We start from the raw sequence: 22,044 nt of genomic DNA on the forward strand, positions 1-22,044 counted from the left end.
GATCAGTCGGAGAAACTACCCTGCAACCGTTCGGCGCGAAATTCCAGGGTTTGCGGGCGGTAACCGGGGCGCAGGGGCGGTAGTGGCAAGCAGTCTTCCCAATTGCCGCCGGCCTGCAATTCACCGGGGCCGCGATAACGTGGTGCGGCGTATTGATTGTCGGCCAGGTTCACCGTATCGCCCGGCGCATACGCCGCGATGCGCCAGCGCAACTCGGTCAGTGGCACGTCGTTACCGTTGTTCATCGTCAACTTCAACGGCCGGTCTGCGGGACAGTGCTCGGGTGCGTAAGTGATGCGTAGCTCAAGGCGTGCCAGTTGCTTGATCTCGCGATTGTCCATCCAGAACACCCATGTCGCCACCAGACCCAATCCGACAGCGGCCGCCACGGAAACCGGCACGGCCTTGGCCGGGTAGCGCAGCAGCAGGATCAGCCAGGTGATGACCAGCAGGACGCCGATGAACATGTTTGAACGCTCCTTGAACGGATAACCACCATCCTACCGAAGGGACACGAGAATGGATATTCGGTGAGCAAGGGGTTGTACCGCTGGTCGGTACTGTAATTTCTGACAGTAGCCAGCCCTGACCACGAGCGGTTAGATAACCACAGGCGAACAGGGACGAACCGGATGCAGGCTTCGACAATGGGACGGCACTATAAAACCCCACGATTGTCCGTCATTGACCCGCGGGGGCTGCCGATTTGTTCGGTTGATTATTGGCGCACAGACGAAAGCGCCGCTGCTCTGGCGCGCATTAATCGCACCTTCCACGATGCCGCGGGTTTTGCGGTAGAACAGTGGGACCCGCGGCTATGGGCGTTGCAAAAGGACGACTCTTCGACCCCTGCCAATCTCACGGCGGTACATTCTCTGTCCGGTAATCCGGTATTTACGGTCAGTGTCGATGCCGGCTCACAGATCAGTCTTCTTGGTCTGGCCAATGAAATGCTGCAAGGCTGGGACAGTCGCGCTGTACGACGCGAAGTTGATTACGACGACCTGCTTCGTCCCGTGGCGGTGTTTGAGCATCTCGCCACGCAGCCACCACATTGTGCCGAGCGTATGGAATATGGTCGTGCCGATCACGGCAATCGGGATCGCAACCAATGCGGGCGGTTGATTCGCCAGGATAGCCCCGGAGGCACAGTGTTGTTTGCGGCGTTTGCAATCACCGGCCACTGCACAAGGCACGTTCAGCACTTCACGCTGGAAGCCGTTGCACCGAATTGGCCTGAGCCGATAGCCGATCGACAAAAACTGCTCGAACCGGGCGAGGGCGCCGTTTCGACGGGGCGTTACGGGGCGCTGGGGGATGTGCTGGAAACGGTCGATGCCAGGCAGAACTGCCAGAGCTTTAGTCTCACGCTTGATGGCCGGTTACGCCACAGTGCCCTTAAGCTGGCGGGGCAATCCTCATGGCAAACGCTGGTCGGCGAAATCGATTACAACGCCGAGGGTCAGACCGTACGAGAAGTGGCGGGTAACGCAGTGCAAACAACGCTCACGTATTGCCCCGAGGATGGTCGGCTGATGGAGCGACGGGCGTACAGTGAGCGAGTCGGTTTGCTGCAACACCTGCTCTATATCTATGACCGAATGGGCAATGTGCTGAGTATCGAAGACAAGGCCCTGCCGGTGCGCTACTTCGCCAATCAACGCATCGACCCGATCAATCGCTTCATCTACGACAGCCTGTACCAGTTGATCGAAGCCTTTGGCTGGGAGGCGGGCGGCCCCACTCAGGGGCCGGATTCAGTCGGTCGTACTGATCCGGCAGCGGTCAGCAATTACCATCAGAGCTATTGCCATGACGCGGGCGGCAATCTACTGACGCTGACCCACGTCGGCGCGCAAAACCACGGACGCGAGCTGAAAGCCGCGCGGTACAGCAATCGCTGCTTGCCCTGGCGCAACGACGTGCCGCCGACCGAAGGAGAAATCGCCGCTGCATTTGATGCCAGCGGCAATTTGCTGGAACTGGATCAGGGGCGCTTTCTGACGTGGGATCTGCGCAACCAGCTGCAATCGGTCAGCCCGGTGGCGCGCGTCTCCGGGCGCCATGACCGGGAGTCGTATCACTGCGATGGCGGTGGCCAGCGCGTACGCAAAGTCCGCTCGTTGCAGACCAGCGTGCGGACCGTTGTCGCGCAAGTGCGTTACTTGCGGGGGCTGGAGCTGCGCACCGATAACGGCACGGGAGAGATCTTGCAGGTCATCATTGCCCAGGCCGGACTCAACAGCGTTCGGGTATTGCACTGGGAGAGCCCCCCGCCTTCGGGAACAAACAACCAGTATCGATATGGCTTTACCGATCATTTGGGCTCGACCAGCCTGGAGCTGGCTGCTGATGCACGCATCATCAGCCGGGAAACCTTTTACCCGTTCGGCGAGACGGCCTGCCTGGCTGGGGATGATGTGATCGAGGTCAGTTATAAAACCATTCGTTACTCGGGCAAGGAACGGGATGCGACCGGACTGTGTTACTTCGGTTATCGCTATTACATCCCGTGGTTACAACGTTGGTTGAATCCGGATCCCAAGGGCTTCATCGACGGACCGAATCTGTACTGCATGGTCGGTAACTCACCCATGACATATGTCGACAATGACGGAGGAGGCAAGACTGAAGCGGCAGGGTTGAACAGCAGCCTGGAAAAACAACGAGCCTTATTGACATCGGTGGCGACGACGACTTCCGATCTCAGAAATTCGATGCTTAACCACGTTTATGCGCGGCATCGGTTTCAAGCCTTGGGCAGGCGGGTAGTCACTCAGCTTGGCAGCAATGCTGTCAGCGCTGGCGCACAGGCAGTGGGCGCTGCGGGGGGCTCCGCCTTGGGTGGGTTGCTTGGGCCGGGAGGTTCAGCGTTGGGAGGCCAGCTAGGAGCGAAAGCCGGCGCGAAGGCTGCGGATGCGTTGATTTCCAAAATGGTGGACACCTTTGAGCTGGATCGCCCGATCAACTTCAAGGGCAATGAAATGAACCCCAAGGCGCTGATTGAGAGCGTTGAGCCGAAAAAACAACTCAGCCTGGCAATGGTAAAGCTTGAGCTGGCGGCAAATGATCCGCGTACGAGTGAAGGACGAGCGCGACTGGGGAAAAAAATTCGCACCGCGGTGACAGACAAGATTGTCGAAATGGTCGGTGAGAAGCTGGGATCGCAAGCCCCAGGGCTGATCAAGACAGGCGAGGAGTTTTACCAGGCATCGAAGGGGGTGAACGCGTCATCGTTGAGTGAGACTTATGAGGTGACGCCGGCAGTGATCGATATGCTGGAGTTCAGGATGCAGGCGATCAAAAATGAATTCGCGGACTCCGGTAGTTCGGATCCGCAAACCTTCGAAACAATCGCTGAGCTCTCGATGCAGACGCAGGAAGTGGTTCAGGTGCTGAACCGAAACCAGGACTTCATTGAACTTGTCGCGCCCAAGCCTTACGCCGGAAGACGACAATCACTCAATGGGACGTCCAGGTCAGCTCCCGCTCGGCAAGGAGCATTCCACTGACACAAAAGAAAAGCCCCCACCCAACCCACTGCGGATAGGGAATGCAGCGGGCTGGACGGGGGCTTTTTGTTTTACCGGTCAATCACTGCGCGATGGTTTTCACCGACACGCCGCGCTCGATCGGGGTGGAGCGACCGTAGATATCTTCAAACCGCTCGATATCGTCTTCGCCCAGGTAGCTGCCCGATTGCACTTCGATGATCTCGAGTGGAATCTTGCCTGGGTTGCGCAGACGGTGAACCGAGGCGATCGGGATGTAGGTCGACTGGTTTTCAGTGAGCAGGAACACGTTTTCGTCGCAGGTCACTTCAGCGGTGCCGCTGACCACGATCCAGTGTTCGGCGCGGTGGTGGTGCATCTGCAACGACAGGCACGCACCCGGTTTGACCGAGATGCGCTTGACCTGGAAACGACCGCCCATGTCCACCGAGTCGTAGGAGCCCCACGGACGATAAACCTCGCAGTGGGTCTGGGTTTCGCTGCGGCCCTGTTCGTTAAGGGTGTTGACCATCTGTTTGACGCCTTGGACCTTGTCCTTGTGGACAATCATCATGGCGTCCTTGGTTTCGACCACCACGATGTTTTCCAGGCCGATCACCGACACCAGTTTGCCGTTGCCATGGATCATGCAGTTTTTGCTGTCCTGGATGACCACGTCGCCTTTGGTGACGTTGCCGTTGGCGTCTTTTTCATTGACTTCCCACAGCGACGACCAGCAACCGACATCGCTCCAGCCCGCGGTCAGAGGCACGACGCAGGCGCGCTGGGTCTTCTCCATCACCGAATAGTCGATGGAATTGTCCGGGCAGCAGGCGAAGGTGGCAGGGTCGATATCGACGGTGTCGGCATCCTGCGCGCTACGTTCCAGCGTCAGTACGCAGGTGTCGTAGATGTCCGGATCATGTTTTTTAAGCTCTTCAAGGAAGCGGCTGGCGCGGAACAGGAACATACCGCTGTTCCAGAAATAACCGCCGGACTGGACGAACTCGGTGGCGCGTTTCACGTCGGGTTTTTCGACGAAGTGCGAGACACGGCTGACGCCTTCCGGCAGCAGGGCATCGTTGGTGGACTTGATGTAGCCGTAACCGGTTTCCGGTTTGGTCGCCGGCACGCCGAACAGCACCATCTCGCCACGCTCGGCCGCCACGGTGGCCAGGGCCAGGGCGCGTTGCAGGGCTTTCTGGTCTTCCAGCACGTGGTCGGCCGGCAGCACCAGCATCAACTCGTCGCGACCTTCATTGACCAGCATCATCGCGGTCAGGGCCACGGCTGGCGAGGTGTTGCGGCCGAAGGGTTCCATCAGCACGCGCTGCACATCCAGGTTGCGGGCGTTCAGCTGCTCGTTGACGATGAAACGGTGTTCCTTGTTGCAGACCACGATCGGAGTGTCCATGCCTTCGAACACCAGGCGTTCCAGGGTTTGCTGGAACAGCGTGTGTTCGCCGGTCAGGGCGAGGAATTGCTTGGGGAATTGCTTACGCGAAAGCGGCCAAAGACGTGAGCCGCTACCACCTGACAAGATCACCGGAATCATGTTGTTACTCCTTTAAAATCGATTGGTTAGAGCCACGAACGTTCTGTCGTTTCACTCTTGTTTTTGTTCCGTACCGAAGGCTGGCGCGATCCCCTGTAGGAGCTGCCGCAGGCTGCGATCTTTTGATCTTTGGCGTCATTGAAAACGCCAAAAGATCGCAGGCTTCGCCAGCTCCTACAGGGGCCCCGTTTCAAGGCCCCAGTGGGGTGTCAGCCGTTCGGAAAATTTATTAGCGCGTCGACACCGGGCGCTTGACCCAGACTGGCGACAGGTTGCTGCCGTTGCCGGTGACGTACAGCACCGCCGCTTCACCGCGCTCCAGGGCAACCGGCTTCACGTCGCCGACTTTCTTGTCGCCTTCGTACAGCGCCAGGCTGACTTTCACCGGGTTGATTTCACGCTCGCCACGGCCCTTGGCGGCCACGTTCGGCACCACATCGGTCTTGCCGTCGGCGGTTTTCAGGGTCAGGGCCTTGTCGCTGAGGTTCTGCACGCGTACCAGGGATTTCTGCTTGTTCTTGAACGGCGGCTCTTCGATCAGTTGCGGCGCGCCGCTGGCATTGTTGACCAGGGTGTAATAGTGATCGCCGGCCAGTTTCACCGGCAGGGTCTGGCTGCCGATCTTGGCGCTGTAGTCACCGCCCGGCATGAAGCTGAAGTCAGTGCTGGACAGCGGCGCGACTTCGTTCAGGTTGGTGGTGCCGACCGTGGCGCTGACTTCAGCGTTACCGGCGTTGTAGACCCGCACGAAGCTGGAGCCTTTTGGCGCGACAGGGCCGTAGAGGGCAGCGTCACCCGCGGCGAAGGCCTGCATCGAGAGCGCGCTCATGCCGGCGACGAGGGCGACTGCTTTTAAGGAGCGAGCGGCGAGACGGCGAGGAGTAGTAGTGAAAGTCATGGGTGTACCTCTCTTTCAGTTTTGCGCCCGGTCGGGCGTCTCGGATTTGGTGTTTACAGCTACGTTTTGTTGGCGCGCGCCGGCTTGTTTAAGCTCTGCGACCCACTGCGGGTCGGCGTCACCGATTTCGTTGTTCACAGGCAGATATCGTTCAGGGAATTCCCAGATCAGCACTTGTGGCGGGCTGTTCTTGAAGGCATCGCTTTTCAGGTAGCTGAGCATCGGCAGAATCGGGCCGTGGCCGTCTTCGGCGTAATTGACCACGTCGCTGTGCAGCGCTTCTTTCAGCGCACCGACGAAGTTCCAGTTTGGGTTGGCGCTGTAGCTGGTGCCGATCAGGGCCACCGGCACTTCCGTGTTGGCAAACAACGCATCATCACCGGCAGGTTGATCCTGGGCTGCCACGGTGTTGCGCTTCTGCAAAGGTTCTGGCGCCGGCATCAGGTTCTCGAACAGCGGGTCCAGCGGCAGGAACAACCGCAGGTCGCCCTTGTGCGTCACCTTCTCCGCCGGTTCAGTGACGAAGTTTTGCGGTTCGCCGCTGAGCGGAGCCTTGTCGGCAATGGTTTTGGCCAGGGTCTGGGCAGCGACTTGCGCGCCTTCCGGGGTCCAGTGGGTGTCGGTGCGCAGGAACACTTGCTGACCGTCGCGCTTGGCTTGTTGCAGCGGGCCGAGCAGGTCAGGGGCGAGGATCTTGTCGGCCGCCACGCGAGCGTGGAAGTCCTTGTACAGATTGGCGTGGATACTCGCCGGCTTCACTTCACCCAGGTGTTCCGGGTACAGACGCGTCTTGGCTGGCACGATCGCCATCACCAGTTGCACGCCTCGCTTTTTCAGTTCCTGGCGCACGCCTTCGACCAGCGCGTAGTTGCCTTGCAGGTTCAACTCTTCGTTGACGATCGGGTGGAACTCTTCATCGCTGTAGAGCCACTGATCGCGACCGAGCACCACGCCCGGACGACCTTCGTTGAACAGTTTGAAATCCAGCGCGGCCCAAAGGTTGGTGCCCAGGCGCTTGATCGGGAACTCGTCGTCGTAGTGCGTCTCGACGGCTTTGGTCCAGCGCCCGTTGAGCACGGTGGCATCGGCGTTGGTACTGAAGCCGAAGAAGCTGCGTACCGACCACACACCCAGGACCAGCAAGGTCACCAGGAACAGCGCGATGTAGAAGATGCGTAATGAGCGGGTCATGGTCAGATCCCTCAGAACTGGAAGTAAAGGAACGGCGAAAAGCTTTGCGCCGAGAGTTTGAGAATCGAGGCAATGAACAGCAGCAGTACCAGGGCGCGCATCACGTAACGGGACCAGTCGGCGGTCCAATAGGCCGGTTGCACAGTCGCTTCAACGCCGACGGTGTAACCCGGCTCGTGGATGCTGGCCGGGTTGTCGCCCGGTACGGCTTTGATCATTCCAGGTGTCGCCGCGGCCGGGCCGTCGGTTTCGATGTTCACCGCAGGCTTGGTCTTGACTGGCGGCTGGTTGGTGTAGAAATCACGCAGGCCGAAGAACGCCAGGGTCACGTAAGCCACCACCAGGGTTGCCACTTGCAGACCGGTGAGGCTGGCCTGGTTGAGTTCCGACAGCGACCATTCGCCGAAGCTGAACATTGCGCCGTACATGCGACCGGCGACGTGCAGGTTCTCTGCGCGGAAGATCACCCAGCCCATCACCACCAGCAGGAAGGTCAGGACCCAGCGGATCGGGTTGAAGCTGCGCGGCGAAGTGTTCAGGCCGATGGCTTTTTCGATTGCCAGCCACATGCCGTGCCAGGCGCCCCAGACGATGTAGGTGATGTTCGCGCCGTGCCACAGACCACCGAGCAGCATGGTCAGGAACAGGTTGCGATAGGTCATCAGCGTGCCTTTACGGTTACCGCCGAGGGTGATGTACAGGTAGTCACGCAGCCAGGTGGAGAGGCTGATGTGCCAGCGCCGCCAGAACTCGGTGATCGACTGGCTGACGTACGGCTGTTTGAAGTTTTCCATGAAGCGGAAACCCATCATCAAGCCCAGGCCAATCGCCATGTCGCTGTAGCCGGAGAAGTCGAAGTACAGCTGCGCGGTGTAGGCCAGGGCGCCGAGCCAGGCATCGCCCGTGGTCGGGTTCTGCAAGGCGAAGCAATGGTCGGCGACCACCGCCAGGGTGTCGGCGATGAACACCTTCTTGATGAAACCCTGCATGAACCGCGTGGCACCTTCGGAGAACTTGTCGAGGGTGTGGGTGCGGTTGTTGAACTGGTCGGCCAGGTCGCGGAAACGCAGCACGGGGCCCGCGATCAAGTGCGGGAAGATCGCTACGAATGCGGCAAAGTCGATCAGGTTGCGGGTGGCCGGGGTATCGCCGCGGTAAACGTCGATGATGTAGCTGATGGACTCGAAGATGTAGAACGAGATCCCGATCGGCAACAGTACGTGGGTCAGGATGAACGGCGACAGACCGACCGAGGTCATCATCGCGTTGATGCTCTCCACGCCGAAGTTGGCGTACTTGAAGTAGCCCAGGATGCACAAGTCCACCGCGACGCCGAGCAGCAGCCAGCGCTGGGCCGGTTTGGTCCGGACCCCGGCGGCGCCAACTTTCAGGCCGATCCAGTAGTTCCACACCGTGACCGCTGCGAACAGCGCAAGGAAGTCCACACGCCACCAGGCGTAGAACACGTAGCTGGCGATCAGCAGCAGCAAGTTGCGATAGCGTTGCCCGCTCAAGTAGTACAAGCCGAGAAAGATCGGCAAGAACAGAAACAGGAACACGTTGGATGAAAATACCATCCCGATCTCTCCATGTTTAACCAACAGTCAAGGGCCAAAGCCCCCCCAAACCCCCCACGAAAATCCGGGGTGGTTGTATTGCATGCTGTGCACTTACCTGTGGCGAGGGAGCTTGCTCCCGCTGGGGTGCGAAGCGCCCCTGAAACCTGATGACGCGGTGTCTCAATCAATCCGCGTTCACTGGGTTACGACTGCTTCGCAGCCGAGCGGGAGCAAGCTCCCTCGCCACAGGGGAATACAGTCAGCTTTAAGAACCTTTGCCTTTTTCATTGGCCGGGTCGTAGACCTTGGTCAAATCCCCGCCGAGGCGGAACGACTTGAACGGCTGCATCTTGTGCTTGAGTTCCAGCACATTCGGCGCGCAGGTGTAGAGCGAGCAGAACGGTTCGAGCCAGGCGAATTTCGAGTCGATCTTGAGATCGGTCATGTCCTGATCCTTGCCGTTCTTCTTCTCGAATTGATCCGGGTCTTGCACACCCGCGAGTACGCGATCACCCAGGCGTTTCAAGGCGCCGTTATTTTCCTGACGCAAATCCACACCGTTGGCCTGGGCGAAACTGGCGATCATCGCCAGCGGCGGCAGGGCATAGTTGTGGTAGGCGAGGGCGCGTTGCTGGCGCTTGAGTTCGTTAGGCAGGAAGCCTTGGGCATCGATTTGATTGGCGCCGACCTTGAATTCCTTCACGGCCCAGTCGAACAGGTCGCGGCGGTTGGTGGCGACCGACGTGGCCATCACCGACCAGGCCGCCCAATACGAGTGGTTGTTGGTCTGTTCGAGCGGCAGGTTGTCCCAATCGCTGACCACCTGATCGGCCATTTTGCTGAACCAGGCTTCAATCACTTGCGCCTCTTCCTGGTGGGTGGCCAGTGGGTGCGAGTCAGAGAATTTCAGGCGGATATAGGACGACGCCATGCTGCCCAGCGCCCATTTGCGCATGGACTTGCCGGTGTGGTTGAAGTCCCTGGACATCAACGCATCGGCCTTGGCCCAGGCGGTCAACCAGTCGAGGGTGCATTCCAGTTGTTCCGGGCGACCGTCACGCATGAACTGCATCACTCGCTTGCTGGTGCCGCGCTCGATCTTGGTGATGTCGGCGGTGGTGTCGCGGAAGGCCTTTTCCGATTCCTCGTTCAGAGTCGAACGGGCCTTGTCGGAGCCTTCGTATTTGCTGCGAAACTGCAGGGCGCCGGTGTACGGCGTCGGCATTGCGTCGCAGCCTTCACTCTTGTCGCCGGTCTTGAATTTATCCACAGGCGCGAAGTAACCCTGGGGCGGGTGCAGTGGCGCGGCGGCCTGGGTGGCGCCAGCGAACATCGCCAGAGCCAGTAGAGAGGGCGCGAGTAACTGTTTCAAAGTTCGGGTTTGCATGCAGTTCATAAGAGGTAGCCTCATTGCCCGGCTTGAGCAGTACGCTGCCCGGTGCCGGAGAACACGTTGCGTTTGCAGATTTTCGCTTCGACTTTCTGTGGCGCGGCGCCTGGTGTTTCAGGCCCCTGGACTTCTACGGCCAGCAGATTCTGCGAGGCCCAGTCTTCGTCCGTGCGCAACTCGAAGGCGAAACGCCCGTCGGTCTCGGAGGTTTCCGGTTTCTCGATCTTGATGTCCTCATGACGCCCATTCATGTACCAGAGGGTGGCATGCAAGGTTTTCACCGACGTATCGGCGAAGCGGATGTCGACCTGGTGGTCGCTGTTGCGCAGGTCCAGGTTCTTGCTGTTGACCAACAGTTCGTTTTTGCCCGGCTTCACCATGGCGCTGCTGCTCATCTGTGCATCCTTGCCTTCGCAACCGTTGTCGAGCAGCGCCATCATCTGGCGGTAGATGGTTTCCTGGTCGAGGCGATAAAGCGGCGAGAATTCCCAGATGAGAATTTTCGGAGGCTTGGTCTGGAACTCCTGGCTGCCCAGGTACTGCAGCATCGAACCTTCCAGGCCACCGCCGGGGAATGCCACGTTGAGGATGTCGGCGCCGATGGCCTCTTCGAGGAAACCGGCGAAGTTGTAGTTCTTGCCACTGTGGCTGGTGCCGACCAGGGTGATTTCCGGGTTGCCGGATTCACCGAACAGATCGCCATCCGCTGCTTCGCCCTTGGGCTCGGTGGTGAACTGATCCATGTACTGGATCGCGTAGCTGGTGCCACAGAGTTGACCCGCCATGTTGTGTAACGTTCCGGTCTTGCCCATGCGACCCGACTTATGGGTCTCGAATTCACGCTTGGGAATGTCGGCGAAGGCCGGCAACTGCTTGACCTTCTCGGCGACGATCTTCGCGGTGCGCTGGGCGCCATACGGGGTCCAGTGCTGGTCGCCGCGGAAGTAGAAATCGTGGGCGGGCAGGGTGTCGGGCAGCGATTCGTTGGTCAGTGGTGACAGGTCGGGGACCACGTAGCCCATCTGCGCGAAGCGCCCGAGCATGGTCTTGTAGTTGGTCAGGGCCTTGTCGAAATCGTATTTGGCTTTTTCTTCCGGGTTCAGCTTGTTGCGGTTCACCAGGCCACGGGTCGGCTGGTAAACGATGACCAGCTCCACGCCTTTGCTCTTGAACGCATCGTGCAGTTGTTTCAGGCGTTTGTAGCCGGCGGGTGTGGTGTCGAACTCGGTGCGCAAGTCTTCTTGGGTACGGAACAGCCAGTCGCCCTGGGCCTGCACCAGCGTGGTGAAGTTCTGCTGATAGCGGGTGGTGTAGTTCTTCGGGTCGTGGGCTGCCGGGCACAGGCTGCAGCACGGCTCGGCGCTGAAGCTCGGTGCCTTGGCGTCTTCGGCACGCACGCCAGTGCTGGCCGCGAGAATGCCCGCAGTCAGGGCCGACAGGCTGAGTAATTTGATCAAGTGTGGGTGCATAAAATTATCCTCAGTCCCGCATTTCGGTCTGGCGTTCGACAGGGTCGATCAGCACGGCTTTCTGCTGGCGCACCAGCAGGTCGAGAATTTCATCCTGGCGCTCGCCGAGAATCCCCGAGAAGCTGATGCCGCTGGTTTTGGTCGGTGCGAGCATCGACACGCGATACAACTCCACGCTCAGCGGCGAGTCGATCGACAGCGGTCCGCTGCCGTTGGCGGCCAGTTCACCACCGACCACGATCAGCGACACTTCGGCATCGAACGGGTCGAGCTTGATGTCCCGGTCGGTGTCGCTCAGGTCTTTGATGTGCCCGTAGACACCGGTCAGGCCATTGGCCATTGAGATGTTTTCGTACAGGCGAATGTTCACGCTGTTACGAATCCGGATGCCGTGGCGCTTATTGCTGATCACCTTGTTGCCCCACAACAGGTTGTCGGCACTCTCGTAGAGGGTGATGCCGTCGGTGTGGTTCTTGTAGATCTCGTTGTAGGCGATCAGGTTGTTCACGCTGTTACGGTCGATCACCAGGCCCGACAGGTGGTTGTCGTAGCTGCGGTTGTTGAAAATGAAGCTGTCGTTGACCTCACGGGAAATAATGATCCCGTGCTTCTTCTTGGTTCCGTACACCGTGTTGTCGGCGATGATCAGGCCGTGGGAACGGTCATGGGGGTCGATGCCGTAGACGATGTTGTCTTTGTAGGTGTTGCCCTTGACCACGAAGTCGCGGGTTTCGTAGCAGTAGAAGCCGTACCACATGTCCGAGAACTCGGAGCCGACGATCCAGCCGGTCGGTTCAGGGCGCTTGAGCACCTTGGCCATGTTCGGCGTGTATTGGGAAATACTCACGCCGTAGGACTTACTGTTGGCGTAACCGAAACTGGCGATCTTGCTGTTGGCGATGTAGGTCTCGGTGCCGCCCCAGGACAACAGGAACGGACGGAATTCCTTGGGCGACGAGAAGGCCGCCGGGCCGTTGGCCTTCTCGCTCCAACCGGTGATCTTGGTATCACGCACAAACAGCTGACCGTCGTTGACCAGGAATGAGCCGGCCTCTTGGGACAGGCGCAGTTCCTGGGTCTGTTTGTCGATTTCCAGAATGCCGTGTCTGCCCACCACGATCGGCAACTTCGCCAGGAACACACCTGGCGACGTTTCGCTGAGGTACTGCTTGGGCAGCTTCTTGGTCAGATCCTTGAGGTTCATATAGCCGTCGTCGACGAAGATCGCCTGCGGGATGCCGTGCTGACGCACCACCCACTCGGCCATCTTGTTGTCGCCGCCGATGAAGTCCTTCAAGGCGTCTTCCTGCATCATCCGGCGCACGCTGATCTTACCGGGCTTGGTGCGCACGATTTTCGCGGCGATGGCTTCGGCGGTGTAGCCTGAAGTGTCCGGCAGTTTCGGCTTGGCCAAGTCCAGGGGCGCGGTTGGCGCGCTGCTGACGGTGTAGGTCTTGGCCTGTTGCAGCCCCTTGGCTATGGTCGTCGATTTGCCCTGTTGCACAGGCTTGGCCGGTTCGACGGTGGCGAAGGCGGCTGCGCTGGCCAGCAGCAGCGCGCCGGCCAGCAGGCTGATCGAGCCTTTCTTGGCGCTGTTCATGTCGGGCACTCCCTTCGCGGTTTGCATCAGAAGCGCCAGATCACGTCGATAAACGCACGGTGCATGTACGAGTCGACTTCTTTGCCATAGGCATCGCCTGGCTTGAACACACCGCCACGGAACCGCACCAGGGCCGAAGGCTCATCGATCGACTGGCTCAACGCTGCCGGCAACAGGCCTTGCTTGAAGTACTTGGTGACCACAAGGTCCATTTCCTGACCGAGGTCCTTGTTGCCATCTTCCAGCGGCAGGGAGGTGCTGGAGAGGATCGCGCCGGTCGCGTCGTCGGTGTTGTTTTCAACAGCGTTGATGCCGTTGTTGCCCACCGGCTTGTTGCCGTCCACACGCCAGAACTTGTGATAGATCAGGCTGGCGTCGTATTCGTCGTTGAGCATCCAGGAGCCGAACAACGTAGCGGTCTGCATGTTGTTCATTTCGCCACGGAAGGCTTCGCCGAAACGGTGAACCCGCGAGCGCGTACCGGTGTAGTTCGAGCGGTTGCTTTCCAGGCCGTTCTGTTGGTACTCGGCGCTGGCGCGGGCATAGGCTGCACCGACTTGCCACTGCGGATCGAGACGCAGACGAACACCTACGTCGGTAGCCCAGCCGTTCAGGTCTTCACCACGCTTGGCTTCTGCCGGGCGAGTGCCGTCGGCATTCAGCGGGTTGACCGTGTCACGGTCGCCGCTCATGCCGGTAATGCTGCCCCAGTAATTGACGGAGTTGGTGTTGCGCCAGTTGTAGGCATCACTGTCGGCGGTGAGGCCGAGCCAGCTGATGTCGCCGTTCTGTTTCTTGTCCAGGGTATCGCCGGCCACGCCTGGCTCCGGATAGTCGAGCTTGCCGTTATCGTGGGTGTGATGACCGCGAATGCCGACCCAGTTACCGGGTGTCCACTGATACGCCGCATCGGCGTAGGCGTGCAGGCGATCCTTGTCTTTGGGCGCCAGTTCTTTCAGGTCGGTACGGTATTCGCTGAAGCGTTCGGCGATACCGACGTTGGCGCGCAACAGGGTGGTGTCGAAGGTCCAGTTCAGGGCTTCGATGTTGGTGTCGCGCCATTGGCCGTCGTCGTTGCGCAGGCGTTGGCGACCGAACTTGAGGATCTCGCCAGGGTAAGGCGTGAGGCCCTGGTAACCGACCCAGAACTCGCGCATCGCCAGGTAGTTTTTCTTGGTCTTGCGATCACCGCTGTCGGTGGTTTGGGTGCCGCTGTTGTCGGACTGCTGCAGGGTGTCGGTTTCGATGATGTCGGTGGACGTCACGGCCTGACCCATCGCGTAGGCGCTCCACGCGCCGCTTTCGCCATAGACCCAAGGACGCAGGTCGAGGCCGACGCCGTTAACGTCGCCGCCACCGGCGGTGCCCAGGTCACTGTCGTTTTCGGACTGGCCGGTAACTTTGACTTCGAGACCGAAGTTCTTGTCTTCGGTCAGGGCCGCCAGGGTCGGGCACGACCACAGCAGGGCGAATGTCAGGCCAATACCGGCCTGCACGAATGGATTGAGTTTCATAGGGATTCCTCGCCGTCTTCTTCTTGCAAAGCGTGCAGTTCCAGCGTGTCCGGACTCACGGTGCTACGAATGGCTTGCTCTTGTTTGAGCAGGCGTTGGGCCTCGGCCAGCCGGTCAGGCGGCAGTTGCGCTTCGAGTGTTTGCGCAAGCTCAGTGGCTTGCGGGGTGTCTTGAGCCTTGGCCAATTGGCTGAAGACGTAAGCGTTGACCGGGTCGGGCCGGGTGCCCTTGCCTTGGGAGAACAGTTGGGCGATGGCGAAATCGGCGCTGTTCTGGCCGTTGCGCGCAGCGGTCAGCAGGTGATCCAGGGCTTTCTGCGGATAGACCTTGCCCAGGTAACCGCGACGGTAAATCTGGCCGAGGTAGTAATCGGCGGCGACTTCCCGGCCGACGGCTTTCTTGAAGTGCTCTTCGGCGACCTTGGCGTCGGCCGGCACCATCTTGCCTTCGTAGTAGAGCTTGCCCAGCAACAGTTCGGCTCGCGGCTGGTCGGCGGCGCGGCCGTTGTCCAGGTACTTCATCATCGTGTCGACGTCGCCCAGTTCAGGGAAGTCGTAGAGCAATTGCGCCAGGCTGACCCAGGACGCCGGGTAGCCAGGGGCGATGCCTTCGAGCAGCGACTGAGCGGTTTTTTCGTCGGTCTTGCCCAGGCTCGCATCGCCCAGCACGCGGGCCACGCTGTCGACCCGTTGCGCGGAGACGGTGCCACGGCTGTGAGCGGCCTGCATCTGCTTGATCAGCTCGGCCTGTTGTTCGGGCTGGCCACGTTTCTGATAGACCGTGGCCAGTTCGACGTAGCAGATGTCGGTGGTGTTCAACGCCGCTTTGCAGATCTTTTCCACGTCATCCAGGTGTTGGTCGTAAGTGCCTTGGGTGCGATAGAGCAGCACCTGGGCCAGACCTGCTTCCGGTTTGCCTTCGGCGCGCCATTGGCTGATCTGCTGCTGTGCGTTGACGTTGGGGAAGCTGTGCGGGAATTGCAGATACAGCATCGCCAACGGGATCAGGGTGTTGCCTTCGCCATTGGTCGCGGCTTTCTTCAACAGTGCCTCGGCTTCGTGGTGTTCGGCTTCGGTGGCGCCAGGTTTGGCCACCAGCAGGCGACCCAGGCGAGCCTGAGCCCGCGGCGAGACGCTGGCCGCGGCACGGTAAGTCGCCTCGGCTTTTTTAATCTGCGCCGGGTCGCGGCTGTCGACCTGAATGTCGGCCAGCCCAACCTGGGCTTCGCTGTAGCCCAGGTCGGCCAGTTGCTGATAGTTCTGCGCCGCCAGCGTGGTATCACCGCGCTTGAGGGCTTCATTGGCCAGGCGCTGGTCGGGCAGGCCGGCGCAACCGGCCAGGCTTACGGCCAGTGCAACTGCACACAGTGATCCTATGTGGGTGCGCGGTGTTCTGAGGATTTGTGGAGTCGTCACGGGCATGTCCTCTTTTTAAAGACCGGCGGCCATGGCTTTGTTGATCAGCCAGTTCAGGTTCGGGCCACGGGTGCTGTTCACTTCCGCCGGGCGACCGGCGAGTGCGCTGTCCAGCGGCTCGTCAGGTTTGATCTGCACGCGGATATCGGATGACAGGTCTTCGCTTTTCAGGCTGGTGCTGCTGACGATCTTGCCGGTACGGGTCTGGTCTTCGCCGGCGATCTGGAAGCTGACCGAGGTGCCTGGGCGCACATCGCCGAACTGGCGATAGGAGAAGCGTGCTTCAACGTTGGCTTCGGTATTGCGTGGCACCAGTTGGAAGATCACGTCACCTTTGTTGGCGTATTGACCGTTAGCCACCAGTTGCTGGGCCACGGTGCAATCGCACGGGGAGGTCAGGGTGCCGGTCATTTGCTTGCCGAAGAGCTCTTCAACCTTGGACGGTTGCAGTTGGTTTTCGTCCAGATGGCCCTTGAGCACGTCGAGCATGCTGGTGCTGAAGGTCGCCAGCGGTGCGCCTTTGGCAGCAACGCCGTCAGCCTTGATCAGGCTCTGCACGGTGCCGTCGCGCGGCATGGTGATGTTCATGCCTTGCACGCTGACCAGACCGGCCTGGGCGTGGCTGACGAAGTACATGCCGTACACCGATTTGAAAATGAAACCGAACGCCACCAGGCCGACCACGAAGATACCGGCGCTGAAGGTCACCGCTTTCAGGCGGCCGAGCGCGGTCATGCCGTGGCCGCCGTCCTTGACCTTGCGCGCCTTGGTGAAGTTGTCGCGCTGCAGGGTTGCCAGCACTTCACCGATGCTGACGATGTCGCCGGCCAGGTGCGAGGTGATCAGGTGGCGCAGGGTGGAAATGTCCCGTGGTTCCAGGTTCTGGAACTGGCAACCAACGCGGCCGGTCTGGCGGTCGACGGAGCGGATCTGCAACTCCACGTCCATGGCCAGGCCAAGGTTATCGATGACGAATTGCAGGCGGGCCTTGTGCACATCGCCAACCTTCAGCGGCAGCTGACCGGCGTTGAACGCCAGGCCGCCTGCGGAAAGGTCGATGACCCGGGCTTCGACCGGGGTCCGGTCAGGGCCGAAGAAACGCAGCTTGGCCGGAATTTTCACACGGGCGTGTTGGCGCTGGGCTTCGGATTCGTGCACTACGTTGCTGTTGACGGCGGTATTCATATGGGCGATTTCCTAGTTAATTCAGGCGAGTTCGGTCAGACCATCATCAGCAGCACGGCGACAAAGATGCTGCCGGCGGAGAAGGTCATGGTCCGAGACGACCAGGTGTTGAACCAACGTTGAAAGCTGGCGAGATCACGGGTCAGAGAAGTGGGCTGGCGAGTCCAGGATTGTTTGTCGAGGCGGAAGAACACGTAGATCTTCACCAGCGCGCCGACGATCTGGTTGTAATAGAGAATGGCCGGGTACGCCGGGCCGATCCGGTGACCGGAACAGGACAGCAGCAGGGTCAGGATCAGGCGGGTGATGCCGATCCACAGCAGGTAAACCAGGATGAACGCGGTGCCGTACTTGAAGGTGGCGATGAGCGCCACGGTCAGGCCCAGCAGGGACGTCCACATCGACACGCGCTGATCGAACAGCACCACTGACGTGAACAGGCCGAGGCGTTTCATCCCCAGGCCCAGGGCGCGGGAGTTCTGCCGCAGGTTGTTGCCATACCAGCGGAACATCAGTTTGCGACTGGCCTTGATGAAGCTCTTTTCCGGCGGGTGTTCCACGGTATGGATCGCGGCGTCGGGCACGTAGAACGTGTCGTAACCCAAGCGCATCAGGCTGAACCAGCTCGACTTGTCGTCACCGGTCAGGAACTTGAAGCGGCCCAGACGCCAGTGTTGCAGCGAGTCGCTTTCCACGTCGGCGATGAAGTCCGGGTTGGTGACCACGGTGGCGCGGAACACCGACATCCGGCCGGTCATGGTCAATACACGCTTGGACAGGGCCATGGAGCACATGTTGATGTGGCGCTGGGCGAATCGCAGTTTGTGCCATTCGCTCATGATGTAGCCGCCGCGCACTTCGCAGAACTCGTTGGTGGTCAGGCCGCCGACATTGCCGAACAGCTGGAACCACGGCACGGTCTTGAGCACGACGCCTTCGGCCAGCACGGTGTCGCCATCGATCACGGCAACCACGGCACGGTCGTCCGGCAGGTGGCGGGAGATGGCGCGGAAACCGTAGGCCAGGCCATCGCGCTTACCGGTGCCGGGAATGCGCACGAAGTCGAGCTTGACGCTCGCGGGTGGGTTCATACGTTTCCAGAGGCTCTTGACCAGCAGCTCATCGGACATTTCGACGATGGAGCACACCACGGTGGTCGGCAGGCCGCAGTCGATGGCCTCGCGGATCACCGAGCTGTAGACCTGCGCGGTGGTCAGCGCGTCGATACGGAAGCTGGTGACCATCAGGAACACATGGGAGGGGTCTGCCGCTTTACCCAGCTTGCGCACTTTGCGCCGCAGGTGCGGGTAGACCACGTACAGAAACAGCATGCCGCGCAGAAAGTGCGTGGCACCCATCGAGTAGCGCCAGATACCGACGATACCGACCAGGAAAATGAAGTCCTTCGACTCGGAGTCGAACGTGGACACAGGCAACGCAATGGCGATGCCCATCAATAAACTTAGGTAAAACAGCCAACCGGCGGCCTGAAGTAGGCCGTGCTTTAGCCTGTGCATAATCTGCATCCGTCTCGATCTCGGGCGGAGCCCGATTGGGTTAAGGCAGGCTTGTGAAAACTGGCGCCACCCGGTTTGGATAACGCCAGAATCCCTATAGGAGCTGGCGAAGCCTGCGATCTTTTGATCTTTCGCTTGGGATTCAAGTGAGCTGGGAAAGATCGCAGCCTCGTTGCACTCGACAGCTCCTACAGACGTGTTACCAGCAGATGCCTTCGGCGCGACCGCTGACGCTGGTGGCTTGAGACATGAAGCCGACCAGGTCGATCACTTGCTTGCCGTGCGGAACGTCCTTGACCAGGGCGCGGAATTTCTCGTCACGGTTACCGAGGATGATCACGTCGGAGTTGTTGATCACGTCGTCGAAGTCCGAGTTGAGCAAGGACGAGACGTGAGGGATCTTCGACTCGATGTAATCCTTGTTCGCACCGTGGACACGGGCGTACTCGACGTTGCTGTCGTAGATGCTCAGGTCGTAGCCCTTGCCGATCAGCATTTCCGCCAGATCGACCAGCGGGCTTTCGCGCAGGTCGTCGGTGCCGGCCTTGAAGCTCAGGCCCAGCAGGGCGACTTTGCGTTTGTCGTGGCTGGAGACGATGTCGAACGCGTTCTGCACCTGGGACTCGTTACTGCGCATCAGCGAGTTGAGCAGCGGTGCTTCGACGTCCAGGGAACTGGCGCGGTAGGTCAGGGCGCGCACGTCTTTCGGCAGGCAGGAGCCGCCGAATGCGAAGCCAGGACGCATGTAGTACTGGGACAGGTTCAACGCCTTGTCCTGGCAGACCACTTCCATCACTTCACGACCGTCGACGCCGACAGCCTTGGCGATGTTGCCGATCTCGTTGGCGAAGGTCACCTTGGTGGCGTGCCACACGTTGCAGGTGTACTTGATCATCTCGGCAACGGCGATGTCCTTGCGGATGATCGGTGCGTCGAGCTCTTCGTACAGCGATTGCAGAACGTCGCCCGAAGCCTTGTCGAACTCGCCGATGACGGTCATTGGCGGCTGGTCGTAGTCGGCGATCGCGGTGCTTTCACGCAGGAACTCAGGGTTCACGGCAACACCGAAGTCGACGCCTGCTTTCTTGCCGGAGCAGTCTTCGAGAATCGGGATGACCACGTTTGCCACGGTGCCCGGCAACACGGTGCTGCGCACGACGATGGTGTGGCGGGTGGATTTGTCACGCAGAACAAAACCGATTTCGCGGCACACGGCCTCGATGTAGTTCAGTTCCAGGTCGCCGTTCTTTTTGCTCGGCGTGCCGACGCAGATCATCGACAGGTCGGTGTCGCGAATCGCCTCGGCGAAGTTGGTCGTGCCGCGCAGGCGGCCAGTCTCGATGCCCTGTTTCAGAAGTTCGCCCAGACCGGGTTCAACGATCGGCGAACGACCGGCGTTGATCATATCGATCTTGTCTTTGGCAACATCGACACCAACGACGTCATGGCCCCGTGCAGACAAGCAACCGGCACAGACTGCACCGACGTAACCCAAACCAAATATGCTGATGCGCATCGCATTTACCTCTCAGTTAATCAAGACTGTGTTCAACAAGCCATTACATGGCCGGAGTTAATGGTGTTCAGCGGTCATAGTGCACTCGCAAGTGCGGCCTTAAAGGCGTCACAATGCCGGGTGCAGGCATACTAAGTTCCGAGTGTCTAAATAAGTGCACTCAAGATGTGCGCAACCAGGCCTTATTGTTATGACATGCCCTGTTATGCAGCCGACCCTCTAATCAGAGGACGTTCGTGCAAAGGTCTTGCGCGCTCAATGCCAGGCCAGAAGCCCGTAAATCAAGCGGTTGGGTGCTCGGGTGAGCACGTTTATAGGGGCGCAGCCGTGGCCTTGTAGGGGATATTAATGGTGCGTTATCTCCTGTCCTTCATGTGTTGCCCAAACAAGTGATCCATAAGTTCAAGTTAATGTGACAACTTCGCTATCGGGACCGCTTCTCTGTGTAAGTTATCTCGTACGTTCGCCGAGAGAATCGTTACGGGTGGTATGAGCGGCGCATTTGGACATAGTTCCAGTCCGCCCATCGCGATTTCTGAAATTTCTTGAAATATTGAAAAAGATGGCACTGCTTTCATATTGATAGCACTTGCCGTTTCGCCCTTTATATATAGGGTGATTATTGCCTTGGATATTTTTTTGCCACTACCCACAAAAATTTTCAGTGCCACTACTGAAAAAAATCAGCAAAGTCGAGTGAAACAAAAGTTAGAAAATCGAGTGCTTGTTTTTTGGCGCCAATAAGTCGGCGAAAAGGGCGGGGATTGTTCGAGGATCGAAGGGGTGGCGCACGACGAAGTTGTTGATGTCGTGCGCGAATTGAGTGCAGGTCTGGTTACTCCGGTGCGTGATCGCGCAGGAACACCAGATTGTCCGGTTTAGACTGTTCGCTGCTGTAGCGATAACCCTGAACATCGAACTGCTTGAGGGCGACCGGGTCATTGATGCGTTCTTCAATGACGAAGCGGCTCATCATCCCGCGGGCCTTTTTCGCGTAGAAGCTGATGATTTTGTACTGGCCGTTCTTCAAGTCCTTGAACTCGGTATTGATGATGCGCGCGTTCAAGGCGCTGCGTTTGACTGCCGAGAAGTATTCGTTGGAGGCCAGGTTCAGCAGCACATCGTCGCCTTGATCGGCCAGCGCTTCGTTCAGCCATTCGCTGATCCGCGTGCCCCAGAAGGCATACAGATCCTTGCCGCGGGCATTGGCCAGCTTGGTGCCCATCTCCAGCCGATAGGGTTGCATCAGGTCCAGAGGGCGCAGCAAGCCGTACAGGCCGGAGAGCATGCGCAAGTGCTGCTGGGCGTAATCGAAGTCGGCTTCGCTGAAGGTTTGTGCATTCAGGCCGGTGTACACGTCACCCTTGAATGCCAGCAAGGCCTGCTTGGCGTTGGCAGGGGTGAAGGCCGGGGTCCAGCTGCCGAAACGTGCGGCATTGAGGCCGCCAATCTTGTCGGAGACGTGCATCAGCTCGCTGATCTGCGCCGGCGTCAGGTCGCGCAGTTGCAGTATCAGTTCCTGGGAGTGGTCGAGGTATTGCGGCTGAGTGAAGCGCTGGGTCGCCGGCGGTGTTTCGTAATCGAGGGTCTTGGCGGGGGAAATCACCATCAGCATGAAGTCGGCTCCTTTAATCGTGGGGGCGATTCTAGGGGGTTGTCTGTGTTGACTCCAGCTATGGGTGTCATAGGTGATCGGTGGTGTCACGGAACAAGATCGCAGCCTCGCTTCGCTCGACAGCTCCTA

Annotated in this window: 15 protein-coding genes; 1 reads left to right on the top strand and 14 read right to left on the bottom strand. The window is 59.5% G+C overall.

Translation table 11 applies throughout. The annotated features are described in order from the left end of the window. Positions 1–2 precede the first annotated feature (2 nt). Positions 3–467 (bottom strand): hypothetical protein, encoded by a 465-nt coding sequence (locus tag ACCC96_RS21925; RefSeq protein ID WP_007936330.1) that lies wholly within the window; start codon positions 465–467, stop codon positions 3–5. A 180-nt stretch (positions 468–647) separates the two neighbouring features. Here ACCC96_RS21925 and ACCC96_RS21930 point away from each other — a divergent pair, with 180 nt between their 5' ends. After that, positions 648–3,512 carry an RHS repeat domain-containing protein gene (locus ACCC96_RS21930; RefSeq protein WP_413696907.1) on the top strand — a complete coding sequence of 955 codons (2,865 nt, stop codon included), beginning with the start codon at positions 648–650 and terminating at the stop codon, positions 3,510–3,512. Between the two features lie 82 nt (positions 3,513–3,594). Here ACCC96_RS21930 and ACCC96_RS21935 read toward each other — a convergent pair whose 3' ends face one another. The 13 genes from ACCC96_RS21935 to yaaA all read right to left on the bottom strand — a co-directional run bounded on the left by ACCC96_RS21935 (position 3,595) and on the right by yaaA (position 21,915). Continuing rightward, a complete protein-coding gene (locus ACCC96_RS21935) occupies positions 3,595–5,046 on the bottom strand; it encodes a mannose-1-phosphate guanylyltransferase/mannose-6-phosphate isomerase (protein ID WP_019647715.1) in 1,452 nt (483 codons plus the stop codon). A 229-nt stretch (positions 5,047–5,275) separates the two neighbouring features. Next, positions 5,276–5,944 (bottom strand): alginate O-acetyltransferase AlgF, encoded by a 669-nt coding sequence (locus ACCC96_RS21940; protein WP_413696886.1) that lies wholly within the window; start codon positions 5,942–5,944, stop codon positions 5,276–5,278. A gap of 15 nt (positions 5,945–5,959) precedes the next feature. Next, positions 5,960–7,135: an alginate O-acetyltransferase gene (locus tag ACCC96_RS21945; protein ID WP_413696887.1), complete on the bottom strand. Its 1,176-nt coding sequence runs from the start codon at positions 7,133–7,135 to the stop codon at positions 5,960–5,962. Between the two features lie 11 nt (positions 7,136–7,146). Then, a complete protein-coding gene (locus ACCC96_RS21950) occupies positions 7,147–8,712 on the bottom strand; it encodes an MBOAT family O-acyltransferase (RefSeq protein WP_258671115.1) in 1,566 nt (521 codons plus the stop codon). Positions 8,713–8,959: 247 nt separating this feature from the next. Next, a complete protein-coding gene (locus ACCC96_RS21955; protein WP_413696888.1) occupies positions 8,960–10,090 on the bottom strand; it encodes a mannuronate-specific alginate lyase in 1,131 nt (376 codons plus the stop codon). 11 nt (positions 10,091–10,101) lie between these two features. Further along, positions 10,102–11,553, bottom strand: a complete 1,452-nt coding sequence (locus tag ACCC96_RS21960) for an alginate O-acetyltransferase (protein ID WP_018927129.1) — start codon at positions 11,551–11,553, stop codon at positions 10,102–10,104. Positions 11,554–11,563: 10 nt separating this feature from the next. Next, positions 11,564–13,153 (bottom strand): mannuronan 5-epimerase AlgG, encoded by a 1,590-nt coding sequence (gene algG, locus ACCC96_RS21965; protein WP_413696889.1) that lies wholly within the window; start codon positions 13,151–13,153, stop codon positions 11,564–11,566. Between the two features lie 26 nt (positions 13,154–13,179). Further along, positions 13,180–14,667 carry an alginate export family protein gene (locus tag ACCC96_RS21970; protein ID WP_019647721.1) on the bottom strand — a complete coding sequence of 496 codons (1,488 nt, stop codon included), beginning with the start codon at positions 14,665–14,667 and terminating at the stop codon, positions 13,180–13,182. Beyond that, positions 14,664–16,088 (bottom strand): alginate biosynthesis TPR repeat lipoprotein AlgK, encoded by a 1,425-nt coding sequence (gene algK, locus ACCC96_RS21975; protein ID WP_019647722.1) that lies wholly within the window; start codon positions 16,086–16,088, stop codon positions 14,664–14,666. Before algK ends, ACCC96_RS21970 begins: the two co-directional genes overlap by 4 nt. 9 nt (positions 16,089–16,097) lie before the next feature. Beyond that, on the bottom strand, positions 16,098–17,267 hold the full coding sequence (locus ACCC96_RS21980) for an alginate biosynthesis protein Alg44 (protein WP_019647723.1): 1,170 nt from the start codon (positions 17,265–17,267) through the stop codon (positions 16,098–16,100). Positions 17,268–17,302: 35 nt separating this feature from the next. Continuing rightward, entirely contained in the window at positions 17,303–18,784 is a 1,482-nt protein-coding gene (gene alg8, locus ACCC96_RS21985) for a mannuronan synthase (protein ID WP_371929186.1), read from the bottom strand. Between the two features lie 199 nt (positions 18,785–18,983). Further along, positions 18,984–20,300 carry a nucleotide sugar dehydrogenase gene (locus ACCC96_RS21990; RefSeq protein WP_019647725.1) on the bottom strand — a complete coding sequence of 439 codons (1,317 nt, stop codon included), beginning with the start codon at positions 20,298–20,300 and terminating at the stop codon, positions 18,984–18,986. Between the two features lie 835 nt (positions 20,301–21,135). Continuing rightward, the gene (yaaA, locus tag ACCC96_RS21995) at positions 21,136–21,915 is read right to left on the bottom strand and encodes a peroxide stress protein YaaA (RefSeq protein WP_019647726.1); all 780 of its coding nucleotides are present in this window, start codon (positions 21,913–21,915) and stop codon (positions 21,136–21,138) included. Positions 21,916–22,044: the final 129 nt, after the last annotated feature.

Origin of the sequence: Pseudomonas sp. Pseusp11, from assembly GCF_047304405.1 — a bacterium.
GTDB lineage: Bacteria > Pseudomonadota > Gammaproteobacteria > Pseudomonadales > Pseudomonadaceae > Aquipseudomonas.